Annotated in this window: 14 protein-coding genes; 6 read left to right on the plus strand and 8 right to left on the minus strand. The window is 52.8% G+C overall.

Features of this window, described 5'->3' with window-relative positions:
- Positions 1-291 precede the first annotated feature (291 nt).
- The 3 genes from sadA to QEN31_RS00785 form a co-directional block, all read right to left on the minus strand.
- Positions 292-4,677: a trimeric autotransporter adhesin SadA gene (gene sadA, locus QEN31_RS00775; RefSeq protein ID WP_058653077.1), complete on the minus strand. Its 4,386-nt coding sequence runs from the start codon at positions 4,675-4,677 to the stop codon at positions 292-294.
- A 43-nt stretch (positions 4,678-4,720) separates the two neighbouring features.
- Complete coding sequence (locus QEN31_RS00780) at positions 4,721-5,404, minus strand: DUF3251 domain-containing protein (protein ID WP_000549457.1); 684 nt, start codon at positions 5,402-5,404, stop codon at positions 4,721-4,723.
- A 488-nt stretch (positions 5,405-5,892) separates the two neighbouring features.
- A complete protein-coding gene (locus tag QEN31_RS00785; protein ID WP_000665687.1) occupies positions 5,893-6,255 on the minus strand; it encodes a YibL family ribosome-associated protein in 363 nt (120 codons plus the stop codon).
- Positions 6,256-6,545: 290 nt separating this feature from the next.
- On the opposite strand from QEN31_RS00785, the gene QEN31_RS00790 reads away from it, so the two are divergent.
- Complete coding sequence (locus QEN31_RS00790) at positions 6,546-6,755, plus strand: hypothetical protein (protein WP_001062558.1); 210 nt, start codon at positions 6,546-6,548, stop codon at positions 6,753-6,755.
- 9 nt (positions 6,756-6,764) lie between these two features.
- Here the strand turns inward: QEN31_RS00790 and mtlR are convergent, their stop codons facing one another.
- The 3 genes from mtlR to mtlA form a co-directional block, all read right to left on the minus strand.
- Positions 6,765-7,355 carry a mannitol operon repressor MtlR gene (gene mtlR, locus QEN31_RS00795; RefSeq protein WP_000193201.1) on the minus strand — a complete coding sequence of 197 codons (591 nt, stop codon included), beginning with the start codon at positions 7,353-7,355 and terminating at the stop codon, positions 6,765-6,767.
- On the minus strand, positions 7,352-8,500 hold the full coding sequence (gene mtlD / locus QEN31_RS00800) for a mannitol-1-phosphate 5-dehydrogenase (RefSeq protein WP_000645391.1): 1,149 nt from the start codon (positions 8,498-8,500) through the stop codon (positions 7,352-7,354). Before mtlD ends, mtlR begins: the two co-directional genes overlap by 4 nt.
- A 220-nt stretch (positions 8,501-8,720) precedes the next feature.
- A complete protein-coding gene (gene mtlA / locus QEN31_RS00805) occupies positions 8,721-10,637 on the minus strand; it encodes a PTS mannitol transporter subunit IICBA (protein ID WP_000093287.1) in 1,917 nt (638 codons plus the stop codon).
- A 475-nt stretch (positions 10,638-11,112) separates the two neighbouring features.
- On the opposite strand from mtlA, the gene QEN31_RS00810 reads away from it, so the two are divergent.
- The 3 genes from QEN31_RS00810 (at position 11,113) to selB (ending at position 15,058) form a co-directional block, all read left to right on the plus strand.
- Complete coding sequence (locus tag QEN31_RS00810) at positions 11,113-11,721, plus strand: glutathione S-transferase (protein ID WP_000766681.1); 609 nt, start codon at positions 11,113-11,115, stop codon at positions 11,719-11,721.
- A gap of 98 nt (positions 11,722-11,819) precedes the next feature.
- Positions 11,820-13,211: an L-seryl-tRNA(Sec) selenium transferase gene (gene selA / locus QEN31_RS00815; protein ID WP_000200177.1), complete on the plus strand. Its 1,392-nt coding sequence runs from the start codon at positions 11,820-11,822 to the stop codon at positions 13,209-13,211.
- On the plus strand, positions 13,208-15,058 hold the full coding sequence (selB, locus tag QEN31_RS00820) for a selenocysteine-specific translation elongation factor (protein WP_000582387.1): 1,851 nt from the start codon (positions 13,208-13,210) through the stop codon (positions 15,056-15,058). The genes selA and selB overlap by 4 nt, the downstream gene beginning before the upstream one ends.
- 284 nt (positions 15,059-15,342) lie before the next feature.
- Here selB and QEN31_RS00825 read toward each other — a convergent pair whose 3' ends face one another.
- Positions 15,343-16,224 (minus strand): ROK family protein, encoded by an 882-nt coding sequence (locus tag QEN31_RS00825; RefSeq protein WP_001188273.1) that lies wholly within the window; start codon positions 16,222-16,224, stop codon positions 15,343-15,345.
- A gap of 168 nt (positions 16,225-16,392) precedes the next feature.
- Between QEN31_RS00825 and aldB the strand changes: the two genes are divergently transcribed.
- Positions 16,393-17,931 (plus strand): aldehyde dehydrogenase AldB, encoded by a 1,539-nt coding sequence (aldB, locus tag QEN31_RS00830; RefSeq protein WP_000183988.1) that lies wholly within the window; start codon positions 16,393-16,395, stop codon positions 17,929-17,931.
- A 173-nt stretch (positions 17,932-18,104) separates the two neighbouring features.
- Here aldB and QEN31_RS00835 read toward each other — a convergent pair whose 3' ends face one another.
- Complete coding sequence (locus QEN31_RS00835; RefSeq protein WP_001101492.1) at positions 18,105-20,060, minus strand: glycoside hydrolase family 127 protein; 1,956 nt, start codon at positions 20,058-20,060, stop codon at positions 18,105-18,107.
- Between the two features lie 263 nt (positions 20,061-20,323).
- Here QEN31_RS00835 and QEN31_RS00840 point away from each other — a divergent pair, with 263 nt between their 5' ends.
- Positions 20,324-21,139: an AraC family transcriptional regulator gene (locus QEN31_RS00840; protein WP_000891805.1), complete on the plus strand. Its 816-nt coding sequence runs from the start codon at positions 20,324-20,326 to the stop codon at positions 21,137-21,139.
- Positions 21,140-21,217 lie beyond the last annotated feature (78 nt).

Here is a 21,217-nt window from a genome sequence, read left to right on the forward strand (position 1 = left end):
CTCCTGAGAACCACACGCATAATGGGATGAATCTTTGCTCATCTCGTTGGGGTCACATTATGTGTAAAAGTGGTCCTGCCAATATTGTTGTGTATGGATAATGACAACAAATAGTTAACCAGATGTTATTTATTGGCAACGGTATTGTAGAGTTAATTTAATGAAATGTGAGTAGGCTGTGGTAACTGGCTAAAATTGGTAGGGCCAATTGAGGGGAGAGGACAGCAAAGGGAAGTGAAAAGGCAATGGCATTATGCCATTGCCTTTGATGTCGGGAGTGTTGTTACTTCATTACCACTGGAAGCCCGCGCCAATGGCCGCAGAGTAATCGCCCTGGCTGTTGCTGGTTCCTTGCAATTTATACACCCAGCCCCCGCTTTCACTTACCATGGAGACACCAATGGCGACGGCACTTTCACCATTAAACGTACCGCCAGCAATCGAGGTCATGTTGGCGCCCGGGGCGTAGGCTTGTGGCAGACCGGCCATCGCCATCGCTGAGGCGATACCGCCGCTCATCTTGTTTTCTACGCCTTTGATTTTGCTGTTCATTTCACCCATTTTTTGGTCGGTATAAGTGTTTGCTTCTTCGACGCTGCGTTTCAATTGCGCATAGTTCACCGCATCCGTATCATTCACCGCCGCAGAAACATTGCCGATCCGAGTGGTGCCGCCACTCCCGTCTCCCAGGTTGAGCACACTGTAGTTAACCGAGCCATCTGCATTGGTTTCATAACGCACGGAGCCTGCTTCTGAGGCTTTCAGTTGCGCCACATTAACCGCGTCAGTGTTGTTCACCCCTGCGGCAACGTTGGTAATACGGCGTTGTTGAGTAGAAGAGCCGACAGACACAGTATTAGCTTCATCTGCGACGGAATTTGTGCCTAACGCCACGCTGTTTTCAGCGGCAGCAATAGAGCCAGAGCCAATCGCGACGCTGTCCGCACCCTGGGCATTTGCATCTGCGCCATCGGTGTTGGTCTTGAAGTACTTGGTGCTACCGGTAGTGACGATATCGCCAATGCCGTTTTCGATATTGGTGACGCGGGTATCCAGATTCGATACCTGAGTATTCAGGTTAGTAATGCTCTGGGTATTCCTGGAAACCTGCGCGTCCGTTACTTTCAATTGACCAACGTTAACGGCATCGGTATCTGCCGAACCCGCCGCGACGTTAGTGATCTGACGTTGGCCGTCTTCACTGCCGACAGAGAACTCACCGACAGAGTTCTGCGGTGTGTCCATGTTGTAGGCGGTGTAGTCAGTCTGTGCGCCGCGAGTGGTCTGAGAACCATTACCCATTGCAATACTGTTTGCATGATTGGCGCGTGCGTTAGAACCGATAGCAATCCCGTTGATGGCATCAGCCATCACCAGTGTATTCAGACCAATACCAATACCTGCATCAGCATTGACGATGGTCTTCGCACCCATTGCCAGTGAGTCAGTTCCGACAGCCAGTGAATCTTCTTCCGTTGAGTTTGCGTGGTAGTACTTGGTCGGTGTAGTAGTGACCGCACCAATGGCATTTTGTAACTGACGAACTGTTACCGCATCTTGCGCTTCAGAGCCGTCAGCAACGTTGGTAATTTGACGATAGCTTTCTCCATCCGTCCCCAATGACAACGCGCCCAGCAACTCTCTGTCTGTTGTATTGTAGCCAATCACCACGCCATCGCTTGTTGCGCTCGTTTCTCGTATACCGGTTGTAATAGCGCGGTTAGAGGTGGAGCCACTGCCCAAAGCGATACTGCCCTCAATGCTGCTGCTGCTGTTTTGGCCAAGAGCCAGACTGCCAGCGCCAGAGGCGACGGCGTCGTAACCTACTGCCGTTGCGCCGTTACCCGTTGCGTATGCATCCTGGCCTTCAAGCCCGTTATCATTCGTACGGATGTATTTCACGCCGGTACCATTTTCCGTGATATAGGTTTCGCTGGTATCGCCGGCTAGTTGGCTAATAGATTCATTATACTGAGAAATCAGCATGTTAGTTTCATAGAGCTGAGAGCCATTAACGGCGTCAGTACTGTCACTGGCGATTTCACCTGCTGCTACATTGGTTATCTTATTGGTACCGCTGGTACCGTGGCTGGCGCTGAACGCACCCTCTTCGTCATCCCAGCTCAGTGCATCGGTACCAAGGTTGGTGATGGACGTATTGATATCCGCGATAGCAGAGGTGTTTTGATCCACCTTCTGGTTGGTTTCATACAACTGTGATCCGTTTACCGCGTCTGTACTGTCCTCAGAAAGCGCCCCGGCGGCGACATTGGTTATTTTACTGGTGCTTCCACCGTGGTTTGCGCTGAAAGCGCCGGTGTCTTCGTCCCATAACAGAGCGTTATCAGTGAGGCCGGTAATGGACGTATTAATGTCGGAGACAGAAGTATTCAGGTTCTCAATCGCGGTGCTGTTCTGAGTGATGTTGGTGGTATTGGCGGCGATATCGGTCGTGTTCTGATCCACTTTTTCATTGGTTTCGAACAACTGCGATCCGTTAACCGCGTCGGTACTTTCTTCAGACAGCTCTCCGGCAGCAACGTTGGTGATTTTGTTTGTCGTACTACTTCCGTGGCTGGCAGAGAACGAACTCGTTGTTTCATTCCAGCTCAGGTTGTCAGAGCTAAGATTGGTGATGGACGTATTAATATCTGCGATAGCAGAGGTGTTTTGATCCACCTTCTGGTTGGTTTCATACAACTGGGAGCCGTTCACCGCGTCTGTACTGTCCGCGGCCAGGGTGCCCGCCGCCAGATTGGTGATCTTGCTGGCGCTTCCGCTACGGCTGGCGCTGAATGTGCCAGAGGCTGCATCCCATAACAGGGCATCATCGGTGAGCGTGGTGATGGAATCGCTCAGGTTGTTGATACTGGTGGTGTTGGTGGCAATATCAGTGGTGTTCTGATTGATGCTGTTGGTATTGGTGGTGATATCAGCGGTGTTCTGAGACACATTTTCGTTGGTGGCAAACAACTGGGAGCCGTTCACCGCATCGGTGCTGTCCGCGGCCAGGGTGCCCGCCGCCAGATTTGTGATCTTGCTGGCGCTTCCGTTGTGGTTAGCGCTGAATGCGCCAGAGGCTGCATCCCACAACAGGGCATCATCGGTGAGCGTGGTGATGGAATCGCTCAGGTTGTTGATATTGGTGGTGTTGGTGGCAATATCAGTGGTGTTCTGATTGATGCTGTTGGTATTGGTGGTGATATCAGCGGTGTTCTGATCCACTTTCTCATTTGTATCAAACAACTGGGAGCCGTTAACGGCGTCGGTGCTGTCAGCGGCCAGGGTACCCGCCGCCAGATTGGTGATTTTGCTGTCGTTTCCGTTGTGCTTAGCGCTGAATGCGCCAGAGGCTGCATCCCAAAGCAGTGCATCATCGGTGAGCGTGGTGACGGAGTCGCTCAGACTGTTGATATTGGTGGTGTTGGTGGCGATATCAGTGGTGTTCTGATTGATGCTGGTCGTATTGGCGGCGATATCGGTTGTGTTCTGGTTAATGCTGTCGGTATTAGCGGTAATATCGGCAGTGTTTTGGTTGATGCTGCCGGTATTGGTGGCGATATCAGCAGTGTTCTTATCCACTTTCTCATTTGTATCAAACAACTGAGAGCCGTTAACGGCATCGGTGCTGTCCGCAGCCAGGGTACCCGCCGCCAGATTGGTGATTTTGCTGGCGTTTCCCGTGTGGCTAGCGCTAAAGGCGCTGATGCTTTCATCCCACAACAGCGCGTCTTCGGCTAATCCTGCGACAGAGGCCTCTGTGTTAGTGATAGACGTGTTAAGTGCGCTTAATGCACTACCTACGTTATTGTAGATGCCTGTGCCTACCTCGTAGAGGGGCGCATTCACTGTACCATCACTATTAACGGAAGCCCCTCCGCCGAGTCGGTCGGCGACGGATTGACTTAAAGAATAAATTTGCGCACCTGTAACGGCATCGGTACTGGTGGAATTGATGTCGCCTTTAGCAACGTAGGTTATCTGCCGCTGAGTGGTGCTGTTACCCACGGCGACGGAATTGTCTTCCTGGGCGACAGAGCCCGAGCCAAGGGCAACTGAGTTGGTGCCTATCGCTTTTGCGCCATTACCAAAAGCAGCGCTGTCGTCGCCGCTCGCAGTAGCTTGATAACCTAATGCAGAGGAAGTTGCTCCGCTCGCGACAGATTTATAACCTAACGCAACCGATTTTGCGCCGCTCGAATTGGCATACACGCCCATTGCCATTGAATAACTTCCACTGGCTGAGGATGAGGCGCCCATTGCAATGGCCCGGTCACCGGCTGAAACCGATTTTACGCCAAGCGCTAACGAAGAGTCGCCGGTGGACTGGCTGTAGGAACCAATGGCGGTACTCCATTTCCCCATCGCGGAGGCTTTATAACCCATTGCGGCGCTTGCGCCATCAACGTTGGTGTAAGTATTGGCTGTGGCATCGGTACCAATTGCAATCCACCCTTTTCCTCCAGTCTGGGTACCCGTTGGAGTAACGCCGTCGCCTGTATCGTTTCCTGCGTTGGCCAGTGCATCCGCAGAAACCATAATGCTGCTAAGACCGATGAGTGCGGAAACTGCCAGCTTTCTGCGGCCGTTTTTTTTGCCGCGGCTTTTTGCGGTTTCGCTGGTGACAACAAATGTTCCCGTAGCGGCATTCCAGAGGACTTTAAATATTCTATTCATGAATGAGTAATTTCCTTTTCTAAAATAATTGTATCAATGGCTATTATTTTTTTGGCTTCTTTTTTGTATCGTTAATAGGTTGTATGCTGTCGAATATGACATTCTCCATGTCAATACCTATTTTTAGATACTTAAGATTATTGGGCGATACGCCTTTTAATGTTAGCGTGACGTTTGTCCATGCTCCCGGTAAGAGTTCGATTGTCGAGTCCATTTTCGTGTTGAGCAGGAGTTGTTTCCAGCGAGGCAGATCTTTTGCCTCGGAAGGTTTTTTCGTACCCCATGTCATATTAAACGCAAGGTTTGATACCGGAATGCTGAGTAAGTTAACTAAATCAAGATGAATAACACTTCCATTATCTATTGGCTCAATAGATAGAATACGCCCGGCTAATCCGATATTGCCGTTGTTAATAATAAAATAGTGCGTTTGTGATGGGTCCAGTTCTGTATAGTCGAATAGCCGTTGTTTGCGTTCAACGCGGCCAACGACTTCGGTGACCTTTTTGGTTGTGTTGATAATCGTAGCTTGTTGTTTTTCTAACAGATTTATCTTTGCTTCTTGTTCTTTTTGTTGTTTTTCTAACAGGTTTATCTTTGTTTCTTGTTCTTTTTGTTGTTCTTTCATTTCTTCAACAAGGTGTTTATCTGCGAAGTAATCACAACCAGATAAAAAGAATGTGAATCCCAACGCAAGCAGGGGGATAAATTTTCCATTTTTGTGCATATGAAATATCCTTGTTAATAATTTATATAATATAAATAGTTAACCTGTTATTTATACAACTAGCTCATCATTCAGCGAGTATTGCCAATAACTCATTAACGTATGGTTAGAATGAAAACATTCGTCGCTTCTATAGAAGCGCGCAAAAACCCGACGTTATTTATCAATTGCTCATAGCAATGCTTTATAAAAATATAATTATAATGTTTATGTATGGGGATTTTTTTCAGGGATGATAATGTTATTTAATTTTGCGGGTCAATCATATTCTGCGGGATATAAGAAAAGGGGATGAAAAAAATTCATTGTATAAATACAAACAGGCATGATAGTGGAATTTTTCATCCTGAAAAAGCAGGGACTACCGTTAAAAATGAACTTGTATATAAGCGGTGTAAATAGTTCCATGAAAAATTCGGAATATAGCCCGATGCTCTCAAGACATCCTCCGTACAACGGGTGTCCTGAGAGCCTGGGATGCGGAAGGTTTAGAACTCGCTCTTCGCGAAACCTGTCATCTCTTTGAGCCCCATTTCCCGGCCCAGCGCCGTCATCGGGTGGACAACAATCAGGCCACGCACGCTTTTCTTCAACTTGCCCATGTCGGCCTGCTCTTTTTTAGTGATCGCGCGGCGAAACGGCAGGTTCATCAGCTTCTGCGCTTCTTTACTCAGTTTCTGGCTGTGTACTTCGCGCAGACGGATAATTTCTGCTTCTAGCGTCTCTTTTTCTTTTTCCAGCTCCGCGTATTTATCGGCGGATTCAACCAGAGAGAGACCTGCCTGCTGGTGGCGAATAGCGTCAAGACGATCGCTCAGGCGTTTAATTTCGTTTTTTTCAACTTCTTTCATGGGATAGCTTCTGATAGAAATGGGATAGATACCTTATAGTATGCGCGCAGTGAGTGATTCTTCACAACTCATGACGTAAAGATAATCAATTATGGCAAGTATTACACTGCTCATTATTTAATTATCTCGTTGAGAATAAAATCCTTTTTGTCGAAAGAAAAGATGAAGCGCCCTTTTGTCGGCAAGAAAAGCGATTAAGCACATTTTCCTCAATGACAACGCTAAATTGATCCTAAACTCAAATAAGCGACCGCGGGAGTCAGACGCGGGTCCCACATGGAGGATCTATCATGGCAAAAATAGGTGAGAACGTACCACTTCTTATTGATAAAGCCGTCGATTTTATGGCGTCCAGCCAGGCGTTCCGTGAATACCTGAATAAAACGCCGCCGCGTGATTATGTTCCTTCCGAGGTGCCGTCGGAGAGCGCGCCCATTTATTTGCAGCGTCTGGAATATTACCGGCGGCTGTACCGACCAAAAGAAGAAGAAAGAGGTTAACGGCGGGATTTACTTTTGAAAGGCCTTTTTTAAGCTGATTTTAGAAATCAGCTCGGTCAGAGAGAGGACCATCGTCGAACGCACCGCCTGCTGGTAGCGCTGAATTTGCATGGCGTATAGCGCCGCGTCGGACGTATCAAAATGCGGCGGCGGCGGTAGCGCCATGACGCAGTGCAGTTCGCCAAACGGCCCGAGGATTTCATCGTCGGTAAAGGCGTACTCATTGCCATCGTGATTCAGCTCTTCGCGCAGCGCCATTAACAGCTCCGCATCTTCATATTCGGTGCGGCTGAGTACGCCCAGGCCATAGATAAGTTTCAGACGTACCGAAAGATCGCCCAGCGGCCCGTCGCCGTCCAGCAACGGTTCCACAGCGTATTTCACGGCATAGTCGTCTTTGCGAAACACCTGAAGCACCAGAATATTCACCGCCTCGGTCAATAACTCGACGGCGGTAATCAGGAAGCTCCGTACGGTTTTGCCAGCATTCAGACGCTCAAGCACACGATTTTCAAAGGCCTGGGTTTGTTCCATTATTGCCTGCATATCTGACAATCTGTTATTTGGGCGCAGGCTAACCTGCGCCGGATTCTGCGTCATTTGGTCGCGTTATATGCGTTAACCGCCTCCGCCACCACATCGCTATTGGCATCCAGCCCGGAAATTTGCGCCAGCGCGGCCTGCGGGCCTTTTTCGGTAATCAGAGCCGCCAACTCCTGCGCCTGCGGATCTTCATCACTACGGAAATGCATCGCCGCCGCGATCCCTTTGACCAGATTTACATGCGGCAGACCATATTCCAGGGTGCCAAGCAGCGGTTTGATCAGACGGTCGCCCGCGCTGAGTTTGCGTAGCGGCTGACGACCTACGCGTTCGACGTCATCTTTCAGATACGGGTTTTCAAAACGACCGAGGATTTTCTGAATGTATGCCGCATGTTTGTCGGCATCAAAACCGTAGCGTTTGATCAGCACCGCGCCGCTTTCTTCCATCGCGCCTTTCACCACCGCGCGAATACTCTCATCGAGAATAGCGTCGCGAATGGTTTGATGACCGGCTAATTTGCCGAGGTACGCGGTTATAGCATGACCTGTGTTCAGCGTGAAGAGTTTACGTTCGACAAATGCCATCAGGTTATCCGTTAACTCCATCCCCGGAATGTTTGGCAACGCGCCTTTAAACTGGGTTTTATCGACAATCCACTCGCTGAACGTTTCTACCGTCACTTCCAGCGGATCGTTGGTCGCAGAAGCAGATGGCGGCACAATACGGTCAACGGCGGAATCGACAAAACCGACGTGCTGTTCAACCCAGGCTTTATCGCCATCCGCCAGCGCGTTCATTACGTGGCCTTTCAGCTGCGTGGTGCCGCGCACCATATTTTCACAGGCGATGATATTCAGCGGGGCATCCACGCCCTGCGCCTTACGTTTTACCAGCCCTTTAGCGATAGCCGGAGCGATACGCTCAAGCACCACCGGGCCCACGGCAGTGGTGATTAAATCAACGTGGGCAATCAGGTCGACAACATCATCGCCGATGCTGCTGACAGCGTTGACGCCGGAAACGGTATCCACCTGCTCATTTTCACCCACAACATGAACCTGATAGCTATGACGGGCATTCAGGGCATCGAGTACGACCTGGTTTACATCCGCAAACGTCAGTTGTATCCCCGCGTCAGCCAGCAATTTGCCGATAAAGCCACGACCGATATTACCTGCGCCAAAATGTAATGCTTTCATAGTATTAACCTTCATTAATGTTTTTACCCGAGAGGGCTGGGGTGAGGCTTTTCCCTCAACCTAACCCTCTCCACAAGGGAGAGGATATCGCCTTCATATTTCGAACTGCAGATGCGTTGGCTCTCCTCGCTCACCCCAGTCACGTACTTATGTACGCTCCTGGGGATTCACTGCGTTGCCGCCTTCCTGCAGCTCGAACTATTTTGGGGATGCTTAACTGTTAAGCTTTTTTACCTGCCAGCAGTTCCAGCACTTCATCCACGCTGGTGGTGTGCGCCAGACGTTCGATCACGGATTCATCATCCAGCGCGTTGGTCAGGCTAGTGATGACCTGGATGTGCTCATTGTTACGTGCGGCGATACCAATGACCAGACGGGCAATATCGTCTTCTTCTTCACCGAAGCGTACGCCTTCCGGATACTGGCAGAACACCACGCCGGTTTTCAGCACGCGATCTTTAGCTTCCACCGTGCCGTGCGGAACTGCGATGGATTCACCGAGGTAAGTCGGCGTCAGCTTTTCGCGGTCCAGCATCGCTTCGACGTATTCCGGCTCAACATAGCCGCCTTTCACCAGTTGTTCACCGGCAAAGCGAATCGCCTCTTCTTTGTTAGCGGCTTTACGGCCCAGGAAGATATTCTCCGCGCCCAGCTTGAACAGGTTGTTATCACCCTCCTCAAAGCTGTCTTTCAGATGGTCGCGTACTTTCTCTTCATTAGTATTGTGGCGCTGTGCGGCAACCAGACGTTCGGTCAGGCTGGTGTACAGGCCGCTATCCAGGAAGTTGGTCAGCGAAATATGCTGCGCCTGCGGTACCTGACGCATCGCGCGCTCGGTCAGGTCACGGTGAGTAATGACCAGATCTACATCCGGCGGCAGATTGTTAATGGCGCTGTTGGTGACGGAGATCTGGCTCAGGCCTGCATCCTGTACTTTCTTACGCAGTACCCCTGCGCCCATCGCGCTGGAACCCATACCGGCATCGCAAGCCACGATGATTTTACGCACATGGCTCAGGTCGTTGGTCACGTCGCCAGCCGCCAGCGGAGAGGCGCCTTTAGATTCCGCTTTCATGTCATGCATACGACGGGTGGCCGCTTCAATGTCATCTTCTTCTTTCACTTTGCTGGTTTTCAGCAGAATTGCAGAAACCACGAAGGAGACCGCCATTGCCGCCACGATGGCAGCGATGTTAGCGAAGTAAGCGCCTTTTGGCGTCATCGCCAGTACCGCCAGAATGGAACCCGGAGACGCCGGAGAGACCAGACCGCCGTTCAGGATGGTCAGGGTGAATACGCCGGTCATACCGCCAAGGATAACGGCCAGAATCAGGCGTGGGTTCATCAGCACGTACGGGAAGTAAATTTCGTGGATACCGCCCAGGAAGTGGATGATGGCCGCGCCGCCCGCAGACTGTTTAGCGCTGCCGCGACCGAAGAACATGTACGCCAGCAGGACGCCCATCCCCGGACCCGGGTTAGCTTCAATCAGGAAGAAGATGGATTTACCCATTTCATGGGACTGCTGGATACCCAGCGGTGAGAAGATGCCGTGGTTAATCGCGTTATTGAGGAACAGGATTTTCGCCGGTTCAACAAAAATGGACGCCAGCGGCAGCATATCGTGCGCCACCATGAAGTTAACGCCCGCCGCCAGAATTTTGGACAGGACTTCAACCGCCGGACCAATACCGAGGAACGCCAGGATGGCGAGGATCATACCGATAATGCCAGCGGAGAAGTTGTTCACCAGCATCTCAAAACCGGATTTGATCTTACCGTCTACCCAACTGTCGAATTTCTTAATGCAGTAGCCGCCTAATGGACCGGCGATCATCGAGCCGAGGAACATCGGCATATCCGCGCCGACAATAACGCCCATGGTAGTGATAGCGCCCACTACGCCGCCGCGTTCGCCGCCAACCAGACGACCGCCGGTATAACCGATGAGCAGCGGCAGCAGGTAGGTGATCATCGGACCAACCAGTTTCGCCAGCGTTTCGTTAGGCAACCACCCTGTTGGAATAAATAATGCGGTGATAATACCCCACGCGATAAACGCGCCGATATTAGGCATCACCATATTGCTGAGGAATCGACCAAAGCTTTGCACTTTGATCTTAATATCGGATGACATAAAAACACCCCTTCTTATGTTGCTGTCGCGCAGGCTGAAAGCCCGAGGTTTGTTAATGTAGCGGCAGAGGTAGCCGGACCCTGTAGTGTAGATACTGCGCAATCTGGCACTGAATCGTTCAACTGTCCAGACAGGGACAATTTATGTGATTTGCGTCACATAAATATAGGGGGTAGAGAGGTAATTGATGTGATATTGATCACAAAGTGGCTGTGTAAAAAAACAACGAATCTAATTTTTAGCCCTTAAAAGGCCATTTTATGTGAGATATTTCACATTTTTATTTTGGTGCTTTGTTGAATTTTTGTGATCCTCTTCACAAGAAATTTTAAGCCCGGGTAACGTCAATACGATCCGACAAACATTTTGTCGCGAGTCCTCTCACGTTATGTCATTCAGCAACCTCCTTTTGTGTCTCTTTTCGTCTTATTTGAGCCATACTATGATTTTTACTGGTTGGCAAAAAGGACACGGCATGAAACTCATCGGTAGCTACACCAGCCCTTTTGTGCGCAAAATCTCTGTTCTGCTGCTCGAAAAGGGTATTACCTTCGAATTTATTAATGAACTACCTTACGAGGCGGATAACGGCGTGGCGCAATACAACCCTCTGGGTAAGGTGCCAGCGCTGGTGACGGAGAAAGGGGAGTATTGGTTCGATTCGCCGATCATCGCGGAATATATTGAGCTGCTGGATATCGCGCCAGCGATGCTCCCGCGTGACCCGATGGCAGCGCTTAAAGTTCGCCAGCTTGAAGCGTTGGCTGACGGCATTATGGATGCAGCGTTGGTTTCTGTACGCGAACAGGCGCGCCCGGCGGCGCAACAATCGGAAACGGAACTGTTGCGCCAGCGGGAAAAAATCAACCGCAGCCTGGATATGCTCGAAAGTTATCTGAGCGACGGGACACTAAAAACGGATACGGTCAATCTGGCGACTATCGCGATTGCCTGTGCGGTAGGCTATCTCAACTTCCGCCGGGTCGCGCCCGGCTGGTGTGTTAGCCGCCCCCACCTGGTCAAACTGGTCGAAACGCTTTTTCAACGCGAAAGCTTTGCCCGCACCGAAGCGCCAAAGGCTTGACGCGCATTATGTCCGCCTGAGCAAACTCACGTTACAATCCCCCTTATGTCGATATCCCTCTCCCGCCAGGAGAGGGCCACCAACAGCCAGGCATTTTCATGACAAGCGAAACGCGTACACTCTACAGCCAGCTTCCTGCTATCGATCGCTTATTGCACGATAGCGCTTTTCTTTCTCTGCGCGATCGGTATGGCCATACCCAGGTGGTTGATCTGCTTAGGCAGATGCTTGACGACGCGCGCGACGTCATCCGGAATACGCAAACACTTCCCGACTGGTACGCAGACTGGGCGCAAGAGGCGAAACTCCGGCTGGAAAATGCGGCGCAAAGCGCGCTGCGCCCGGTGATTAACCTGACGGGGACGGTGTTGCACACCAATCTTGGCCGCGCATTGCAGGCGCAAGAAGCGATTGAGGCGGTAACGCAGGCGATGCGCGCGCCGGTGACGCTGGAATACGATTTAGATGGCGCCGGGCGGGGGCATCGCGACCGGGCGCTGGCGACGCTGTTATGCCGTATCACCGGGGCGGAGGACGCCTGTATCGTCAATAACAATGCGGCGGCGGTATTGCTGATGTTGGCGGCGACAGCCAGCGGCAAAGAGGTGGTGGTTTCGCGTGGCGAGCTGGTCGAAATCGGCGGCGCGTTTCGTATTCCGGATGTTATGCGCCAGGCGGGCTGTACGCTGCATGAAGTGGGCACCACCAACCGGACGCACGCGAAAGATTACCGTCAGGCGGTAAATGAAAATACCGGGCTGTTGATGAAGGTGCATACCAGTAATTACAGCATTGAGGGCTTTACCAAAACGGTAGAGGAAGCGGAACTGGCGGAAATCGGGCGAGAGCTGGATATTCCGGTGGTGGCGGATCTGGGCAGCGGTTCGCTGGTGGATTTAAGCCAATATGGCTTACCCAAAGAGCCGATGCCGCAGCAGCTCATTGCCGCAGGCGTCAGCCTGGTAAGCTTCTCCGGCGATAAGTTGTTGGGCGGGCCGCAGGCCGGGATCATCGTCGGCAAAAAAGCGATGATTGCCCAACTGCAAAGCCATCCGCTGAAACGCGCCCTGCGTGCGGATAAAATGACGCTGGCAGCGCTGGAGGCAACGTTACGTCTGTATCTGCACCCGGAAGCGTTGGCGGAGAAATTACCCACGCTGCGTCTGTTAACCCGCAGCGAAGCGTCGATTCGCGAACAAGCGCAGCGGTTACAGGCGCGGCTGGCGGCACGTTACGGCGATGAATTTGCGCTGGAGGTTAAACCCTGTCTGTCGCAAATCGGCAGCGGTTCATTACCGGTAGACCGCCTCCCCAGCGCCGCCATGACCTTTACCCCGCACGACGGGCGCGGTAGTCGGCTGGAGGCGCTGGCGGCCCGCTGGCGCACGCTGCCTGTACCGGTCATTGGCCGAATTTATGATGGCCGTTTATGGCTGGATATGCGCTGTCTTGAAGACGAAAGCCGGTTTATGGAGATGATGCTGAAATGATTATTGCAACTGCCGGACACGTAGACCACGGTAAAACGACGTTGCTCCAGGCGATTACCGGGGTCAATGCCGATCGCCTGCCGGAAGAGAAAAAACGCGGGATGACTATCGATCTGGGCTACGCCTATTGGCCGCAGCCGGATGGTCGTGTGCTGGGCTTTATCGATGTGCCTGGACATGAAAAATTCCTCTCTAACATGCTGGCGGGCGTAGGCGGTATTGATCACGCTTTGCTGGTGGTCGCCTGTGATGACGGCGTCATGGCGCAAACGCGCGAGCATTTACAGATCCTACAACTGACGGGTAATCTCCAGCTCACCGTCGCGCTGACCAAAGCCGATCGCGTGGACGAGGCGCGTATCGGTGAAGTACGTGAAGAGGTGCTGGCGGCACTCGACAACTATGGCTTCGCCGATACCGTTTTATTTGTCACCGCCGCCAATGAAGGACGCGGTATTGCAGAACTTCGCGCTCATTTACAGCAGCTTCCTGCACGTTTACACGCCGCGCAGCATCGCTTCCGTCTGGCTATCGACCGTGCGTTTACGGTGAAAGGGGCGGGACTGGTGGTGACCGGAACGGCGTTGAGCGGAGAGGTAAACGTGGGCGATACGCTATGGTTGACCGGCGTTAATACGCCGATGCGCGTACGAAGTCTACACGCGCAAAATCAGCCCACCGACCATGCGTATGCCGGGCAACGTATTGCGCTCAATATTGCGGGCGATGCGGAGAAGGAGCAGCTTAACCGCGGCGACTGGCTGCTTTCCGATGCGCCGGTGGGGGAAGCTTTTTCCCGGGTGATCGTTTCTCTGGCGCTTCATGCGCCGCTTTCCCAATGGCAACCGCTACATATTCACCATGCCGCCAGCCATGTGACCGGTCGCGTCTCTTTGCTGGAAGGCGGGCTGGCCGAGCTGATCTTTGATACGCCGTTGTGGCTGGCCGATAATGACAGACTGGTGCTGCGTGATATTTCCGCACGCGCCACCCTTGCCGGCGCACGCGTGGTGACGCTTAAGGCGCCGCGTCGCGGTAAACGTAAGCCAGATTATTTGCACTGGCTTTCAACGCTTGCCGCCGCGCAGGACGATAGCGCGGCGTTGGCCATTCATCTGGAACGCGGCGCCGTCAACCTGCCGGATTTCGGTTGGGCGCGTCAGCTTAATCCTGTCGGTATGCGTCAGCTTATTGAGCAACATGGTTTTATCCAGGCCGGAGACAATCTGTTAAGCGCGCCCGTCGCCGCCCGCTGGCAGCGTAAGATTCTTGATACGCTGGCGACCTACCACGAACAGCACCGCGATGAACCGGGGCCGGGACGCGAGCGTTTACGCCGCATGGCCCTGCCGATGGAGGATGAAGCGCTGGTTCTGATGCTGATCGAGCGGATGCGCGACGACGGCCTGATTCATAGCCATCACGGTTGGTTGCATCTGCCGGATCATAAAGCAGGATTTAGCGATGAGCAGCAGGCCGTCTGGCAAAAAGTCGAACCGCTATTTGGCGATGAGCCCTGGTGGGTACGCGATCTGGCGAAAGAGACCGGAACGGAAGAACAATTGATGCGGCTGGTGCTGCGGCAGGCGGCACAGCAAGGCATCATTACCGCGATCGTAAAAGATCGGTACTATCGTAACGATCGGATTGTCGCTTTCGCCAATATGATCCGCGAGCTGGATCAAGAGAGAGGATCAACGTGTGCGGCGGATTTTCGCGACAGGCTGAATGTAGGGCGGAAACTGGCCATTCAGATCCTTGAATATTTTGACCGGATTGGATTTACACGACGTCGTGGGAATGATCATTTATTACGTGATGCGTTATTATTTCCGCAAAAAGAATGAAATGGTTAAATTAAATAACAAATGAAGCAATACAATTATTGCGTTGCTTTATAAAAAGCACATCAGGAAATGAACCAGATGTGCTTTTTATTTTTCTGGCTTCTTAAAATAGCCAGCGTGAACCTATTATCAGAATAGTTTTGCCCATATTCTTTGCGCCTTAGTCAGGCGACTCACGATGAGATTGTGGAAATTTATCGCGCGGCGATGTAACGCCTTTGCCCGGTGGCGCGGACGCTTACCGGGCCTGCGTAGACGATGCAGGCCGGATAAGGCGTAACTCGTTAGCTTCGGGCGAGCTTTTGCTGCGCCAGCCAGACGGCGCCCAGCCTGCCCGCCTGATTTCCCAGTTGGCAGGGCTGAATCGGCACCTGGAGCGCCTCCCACATTTCAAACGTTTCAAGATGCCGCGTCAGGAGCGGGTAGAGCTTTTCCTGTTCGCTTATTCCTCCGCCGATCAGCACCACGCCCGGATCAAACATAGAGATCACGCTGTAAACGCCGCGTGACAGATAACGCGCCCAGTCATTGACCGCTTCACGCAGATGAACATCGGTCGCCATTCGTTCGAAGATCACATCCGCAGGCGGCATCTCTTCGGCGGGCAGCGCCAGCGCCTGGCGGCACGACGCCATTAATCCGCTGGTTGACGCGATTTTATGCATACTTTCGCCATTATTCCCGACCGGCATGACGCCGAATTCACCGGCATGGAAATGTGCGCCGCGATACAGTTCTCGTCCGACGATAATACCGCCGCCAATGCCGGTTCCAATGGTGATACAGACCATGTTTTCATAATGCTGCCCGGCGCCTCGCCACATTTCGCCCAGCGCCGCGCAGTTTGCGTCGTTCTCCACGACCAGCGGCAGATCGGTCAGCCCGCTGAACAACTCCATCAGGTTGACGTCATCCAGGTAAGCCAGCGCGCCCGCTTTTGCCGCATGACCGTTATGGGGATTAATATGGCCGGGGAAACTGACCCCGATTGCCGCAATGTCATAGTCCTGTTGGCAACGCGCCACCACATCCTGCCATTTGCGGGTAAACGTGGAGGCGTCCTCTGGCGTATCGAATTGATGATGGGTTAATTCTTCGCCGTCACTGTTAATCACGCCATATTTGACGTGAGTTCCTCCCACATCAATACCGATATATTGCTGCATAGTGTTCTCCGTACGTTAAACAGGCACCTGTTTAGTATGGCTAAAACCAGACGGAGAAACGTAAAGGAAAGTAATTCGTGATTGCTGTCGTAAAGCGGGAAACCATTGGCGAAAAATTCACCAGTACCGTCTACCCTTGTGGAGTACCTTTACAATAAGGAGTTGGTCATGACGAACAATCCCCCTTCAACACGTATTCAGCCAGGTGAATACGGGTACCCACTGAAGTTAAAAGCCCGCTATGACAATTTTATCGGCGGTGACTGGGTTGCGCCCGCCGACGGCGAATATTATCAAAACCTGACGCCAGTGACCGGCCAGCCGCTATGTGAAGTCGCTTCCTCCGGTAAAAAAGATATCGATTTAGCGCTCGACGCCGCGCATAAGGCGAAAGATAAGTGGGCGCATACGTCAGTACAAGACCGTGCCGCTATCTTGTTTAAGATCGCCGATCGGATGGAACAAAACCTCGAGCTGTTGGCGACAGCGGAAACCTGGGATAACGGTAAACCGATTCGTGAAACCAGCGCCGCCGACGTACCGCTGGCGATCGATCATTTCCGCTATTTCGCCTCCTGTATACGTGCGCAGGAGGGCGGGATTAGCGAAGTTGATAGCGAAACCGTGGCCTACCATTTTCACGAACCGCTTGGCGTCGTGGGGCAGATAATCCCGTGGAACTTTCCGTTGTTGATGGCAAGCTGGAAAATGGCGCCAGCGCTGGCGGCGGGTAACTGCGTGGTGCTTAAACCGGCACGCCTGACGCCGCTTTCCGTTCTGCTGTTAATGGAAGTCATTGGCGATCTGTTACCGCCGGGCGTCGTCAACGTCGTGAACGGCGCGGGCGGCGAGATTGGCGAATATCTGGCGACCTCGAAACGTATCGCGAAGGTGGCGTTTACCGGTTCGACGGAAGTGGGTCAACAGATCATGCAGTACGCCACGCAGAATATTATTCCGGTAACGCTGGAGTTAGGCGGCAAGTCGCCCAATATCTTCTTCGCCGACGTGATGGATGAGGAAGATGCGTTCTTTGATAAAGCGCTGGAGGGATTTGCCCTGTTTGCCTTTAACCAGGGCGAGGTGTGTACCTGTCCAAGCCGTGCGCTGGTCCAGGAGTCCATCTATGAGCGCTTTATGGAGCGCGCTATTCGCCGGGTAGAGAGCATTCGCAGCGGGAACCCGCTAGATAGCGGTACACAGATGGGGGCGCAGGTCTCCCACGGCCAGCTTGAAACTATCCTCAATTATATCGATATCGGTAAAAAAGAGGGGGCCGATATTCTGACCGGTGGGCGACGCAAGGAACTGGATGGCGAACTTAAAGAGGGCTATTACCTTGAGCCTACCATTCTGTTTGGTAAGAACAATATGCGCGTCTTTCAGGAGGAGATTTTTGGCCCGGTGCTGGCGGTAACCACCTTTAAAACCATGGAGGAGGCGCTGGAAATCGCTAACGATACCCAATACGGCCTGGGCGCTGGCGTCTGGAGCCGCAACGGCAATCTGGCCTATAAGATGGGGCGCGGCATTCAGGCCGGGCGCGTATGGACCAACTGCTATCACGCCTATCCGGCACATGCTGCGTTCGGCGGCTATAAGCAGTCGGGCATCGGGCGCGAAACGCATAAGATGATGCTGGAACACTACCAGCAAACCAAGTGCCTGCTGGTGAGCTATTCCGATAAGCCTCTGGGGCTGTTCTGACGCAAGAGGTAATGCCCGATGGCGCTGCGCTTATCGGGCCTACCGCGTTGATATTAGCCTGGTGGTAATGTCTGATGGCGCTGCGCTTATCGGGCCTACAAAAATTCATCGCAATATACTGATATTGCAAATCTTGTAGGCCGGATAAGGCGCAGCCGCCATCCGGCACAGTATTACCGCTCGTTAACCCAAATCCGCATTTCGCCCTCGCCACGGTTGGCCCAGCTAAACCACGGAATGAACGTTAGCGTCTGCGGCTGGCGCGATGACGGCGCGTTATCGTAGTGCCACAACGCCTGATGCTGCGCATCTGGGGCGCTTTGCTTCTCGCCTTCAGCCTGAATCAGCATCTTATGCGCAAAAAGCCCTTTGCCCTCAAAGACCCGGAACTCACTCTCTTTCGGTAGCCACAGATTATGCAGTTCTTCGCCGTTATCGGCCTGCTCAAGGCAATAGACCAGCGGCCCGCGCTGAATGGCCACCTTACCGGCGACGTGACGCGCCAGCGGATTGCCATACACGCGGCGAACCGGCATCGGCAGCGTCAGGGTTATCGTATCGCCCTCCTGCCAGGTTCGACGGATATGCAGATAACCTTTGCGAATATCCTGCTCCACTTCCAGCCCGTTGAGCGTCACTTTTGCCTCAGGGCACCAGTCCGGCAGACGTAGCGCCAGCGTGTGACGTACCGGCTGCACAGAGTCGATGGCGATCTTCACCTGCTCTTGCCACGGGTAGTTCCCGCCAATCCGCAGTTTGAGCGCGCCATTTCCAACCGGTATTTCCATGCTGTTACCCACGTACATATTGATGTACAGCGCATCCGCACGCGGCGTGTAGATGTAGTGACCAAGGGAGGTGAGCACGCGGGCGATGTTCGGCGGGCAGCAGGCGCAGCCAAACCAGCGCTGGCGGATGGGCTTAACGTGATCGTAAATATGGTTGAATTTTAACGATTTTGGATGCACTTCCAGCGGGTTGACGTAGAAGAAATGCTTGCCATCGAGCGCCATACCACCGAGGACGGTGTTGTACAGCGCGCGCTCCATCACGTCGGCGTACTGGCTATCGGCTTCCATTTCCAGCATCCGGCGGGCGAACATCATCAGGCCGATTGAAGCGCAACTTTCCGCATAGACCGAATCATTCGGTAAATCGTAATCGCTGCTAAAGGATTCGCCGCTGCTCTGCGAGCCAATCCCGCCGGTGATATACAGCTGACGCTGTGCCATATTTTTCCACAGGCGCAGGCAGTCCTGGCGTTTGCCTTCATCGTTGCTCAGGCGAGCGAGATGCGCCACGCCGGTCATCAGATAGACAAAACGTACCGCGTGGCCAATGGCCGTCTGCTGCTGCGAAATTGGCAGATGCGCCTGGCTGTAGGCTTTGTCTTTGACCATCCACGCCGGGCCGTAGGTATGCCAGTACGAGGTCTGGCCGCGTTTTTCGTACTCTTCGTCGTAGAAGTGCGGTTGGGTGCCGCGCTGTCCGATAAAGTAGCTTGCCAGCGTCATATAGCGCGGCTGCTCTGTTACCTCATACAGACGCATCAGCGCCAGCTCAATTTCCGGGTGGCCCGGATAGCCGTGCAGCTGATTTTCGCCAGGGCCGAAAGTGCTGTCGATATGATCGGCCAGGCAACAAACGACGTCTAGCAGCCGACGCTTGCCGGTGGCCTGAAAGAAGGCGACGCCCGCTTCAATCAGATGCCCGGCGCAATAAAGCTCATGGCACTCCGCCAGGTTGCTCCAGCGTTCTTGCGGGGCTTTTGCCGTAAAGTACGTATTGAGATAGCCATCGTCACACTGCGCGGCGGCCACCAGTTCAATCACCTCATCGGCGGTTTTCTCAAGCGCGGGATCGGGCTTCTGGCACAGTGACCAGGCAACCGCTTCCAGCCATTTCGCCACGTCGCTGTCCTGAAAGACCATGCCGTAAAAGTCGCCCGTCTGCTGGCCTGCGGCAATGCGGAAATTTTCAATGGCATGGCTGGGTTCAGCCTCTGGAATACGATCGTTTAACGCATCCCACTGGTAAGGAATAACCACATCGCGAACCAGTTGTTGATACTGTCCGAGGAACGGATCGCTGACCGTCAGTTTATGCAGATCGACTTCCAGTACGTTCATTTCGTGCTCCTTAAGGCTGTAGAGGTCATAGATATTCCTCGCTGACGGGGTATTTTATGGCAGTAATTTTTATTTTCGCGTTATGACCTGATTCATTTTGCCCAGATAGCGGTGAGCGACAAGGCGATAAAAGAGTAAAAAAAGATGACGATTCCGACCCGCATTTAAAAATGTGAGATGGATCGAGTGAAATGACTATTTTTAGTTAATAATCAAAAGCTAATATGAAATACGGTGCTGAATGAGCGGGAAATGACATATTAATGCTCGAATTATCCATAACATTACCGATTAAAGTCCAAAACGGCGGATTATTTATTTCTCGCGGTATTGGGCGTCATCCAGCCAGGCGTCTGCAATCGTGGGAAATTATATTTGTGGAAAAAGGCTGCCTGAAAATTCAGGAAGAAGAATGTGTTTTCTGTGTCGAAGCCGGGGAAAGCCTGTTGCTTTGGCCGCATCGCCGCCATATTGGCGTTGAGGAGTTTCCCGCCGATCTTAAATTTTACTGGCTCCATTTTGAGGTCAAAGCGCCGGACAGCGACCCGCGCTGGCTGACGCATCTTTCCGTGCCGCAGCATACCCAGGTTGCCGATCCGCAGGCGCTGATTGCGCTTTTTCGCCAGTTTATGAACGAGCAGGAAAAGCACCAGCGCAGCCCGGCGCTGGAGTTCATCGTGCTGCTGATTTTGCAGCAGCTCACCGTTGACGCCCGGCAGAATGAAAACGCCGAGGCCGCTGGCGTGTCGCTGGCCTGGAAAGCGCAGCAGCTGATTCGAACGCACTATCACCTGCCGCTTTCCAGCGCGGTTCTGGCGAAAGAACTGCATTGCAATGTGGATTATCTGGGACGCGTTTATCGGCGGGTATTTCACCTTACGCTAACGGAAGCCATCCACCGCCAGCGGGTGCGCGAGGCGGAAAAGTTGCTGATTAGCGACGCGCGTTCGTTAAAAGAGGTGGCGGAACGGTGCGGTTTTAATGACGTTGGTTACTTTCGCCAGATCTTCCGCAAGCACACCGGCCTGACGCCTACCGCCTGGAAGCGGCGCTACAGTAAGGAACACGTTAATTCTTGAGTATAATCTTTGGCCCTCTGACAAAGCGGTTGCAAACTGAATGCCCGATGGCGCTTTGCTTATCGGGCCTACAAGAGT

Origin of the sequence: Salmonella sp. SA15303, assembly GCF_029962125.1 — a bacterium.
GTDB classification, from domain to species: domain Bacteria; phylum Pseudomonadota; class Gammaproteobacteria; order Enterobacterales; family Enterobacteriaceae; genus Salmonella; species Salmonella enterica.

Bases quoted from the DNA above. Each gene is read 5' to 3' on its own strand.
- sadA (WP_058653077.1), bottom strand. From the start codon at position 4,677: ATGAATAGAATATTTAAAGTCCTCTGGAATGCCGCTACGGGAACATTT.
- QEN31_RS00780 (WP_000549457.1), bottom strand. From the start codon at position 5,404: ATGCACAAAAATGGAAAATTTATCCCCCTGCTTGCGTTGGGATTCACA.
- QEN31_RS00785 (WP_000665687.1), bottom strand. From the start codon at position 6,255: ATGAAAGAAGTTGAAAAAAACGAAATTAAACGCCTGAGCGATCGTCTT.
- QEN31_RS00790 (WP_001062558.1), top strand. From the start codon at position 6,546: ATGGCAAAAATAGGTGAGAACGTACCACTTCTTATTGATAAAGCCGTC.
- mtlR (WP_000193201.1), bottom strand. From the start codon at position 7,355: ATGACGCAGAATCCGGCGCAGGTTAGCCTGCGCCCAAATAACAGATTG.
- mtlD (WP_000645391.1), bottom strand. From the start codon at position 8,500: ATGAAAGCATTACATTTTGGCGCAGGTAATATCGGTCGTGGCTTTATC.
- mtlA (WP_000093287.1), bottom strand. From the start codon at position 10,637: ATGTCATCCGATATTAAGATCAAAGTGCAAAGCTTTGGTCGATTCCTC.
- QEN31_RS00810 (WP_000766681.1), top strand. From the start codon at position 11,113: ATGAAACTCATCGGTAGCTACACCAGCCCTTTTGTGCGCAAAATCTCT.
- selA (WP_000200177.1), top strand. From the start codon at position 11,820: ATGACAAGCGAAACGCGTACACTCTACAGCCAGCTTCCTGCTATCGAT.
- selB (WP_000582387.1), top strand. From the start codon at position 13,208: ATGATTATTGCAACTGCCGGACACGTAGACCACGGTAAAACGACGTTG.
- QEN31_RS00825 (WP_001188273.1), bottom strand. From the start codon at position 16,224: ATGCAGCAATATATCGGTATTGATGTGGGAGGAACTCACGTCAAATAT.
- aldB (WP_000183988.1), top strand. From the start codon at position 16,393: ATGACGAACAATCCCCCTTCAACACGTATTCAGCCAGGTGAATACGGG.
- QEN31_RS00835 (WP_001101492.1), bottom strand. From the start codon at position 20,060: ATGAACGTACTGGAAGTCGATCTGCATAAACTGACGGTCAGCGATCCG.
- QEN31_RS00840 (WP_000891805.1), top strand. From the start codon at position 20,324: ATGCTCGAATTATCCATAACATTACCGATTAAAGTCCAAAACGGCGGA.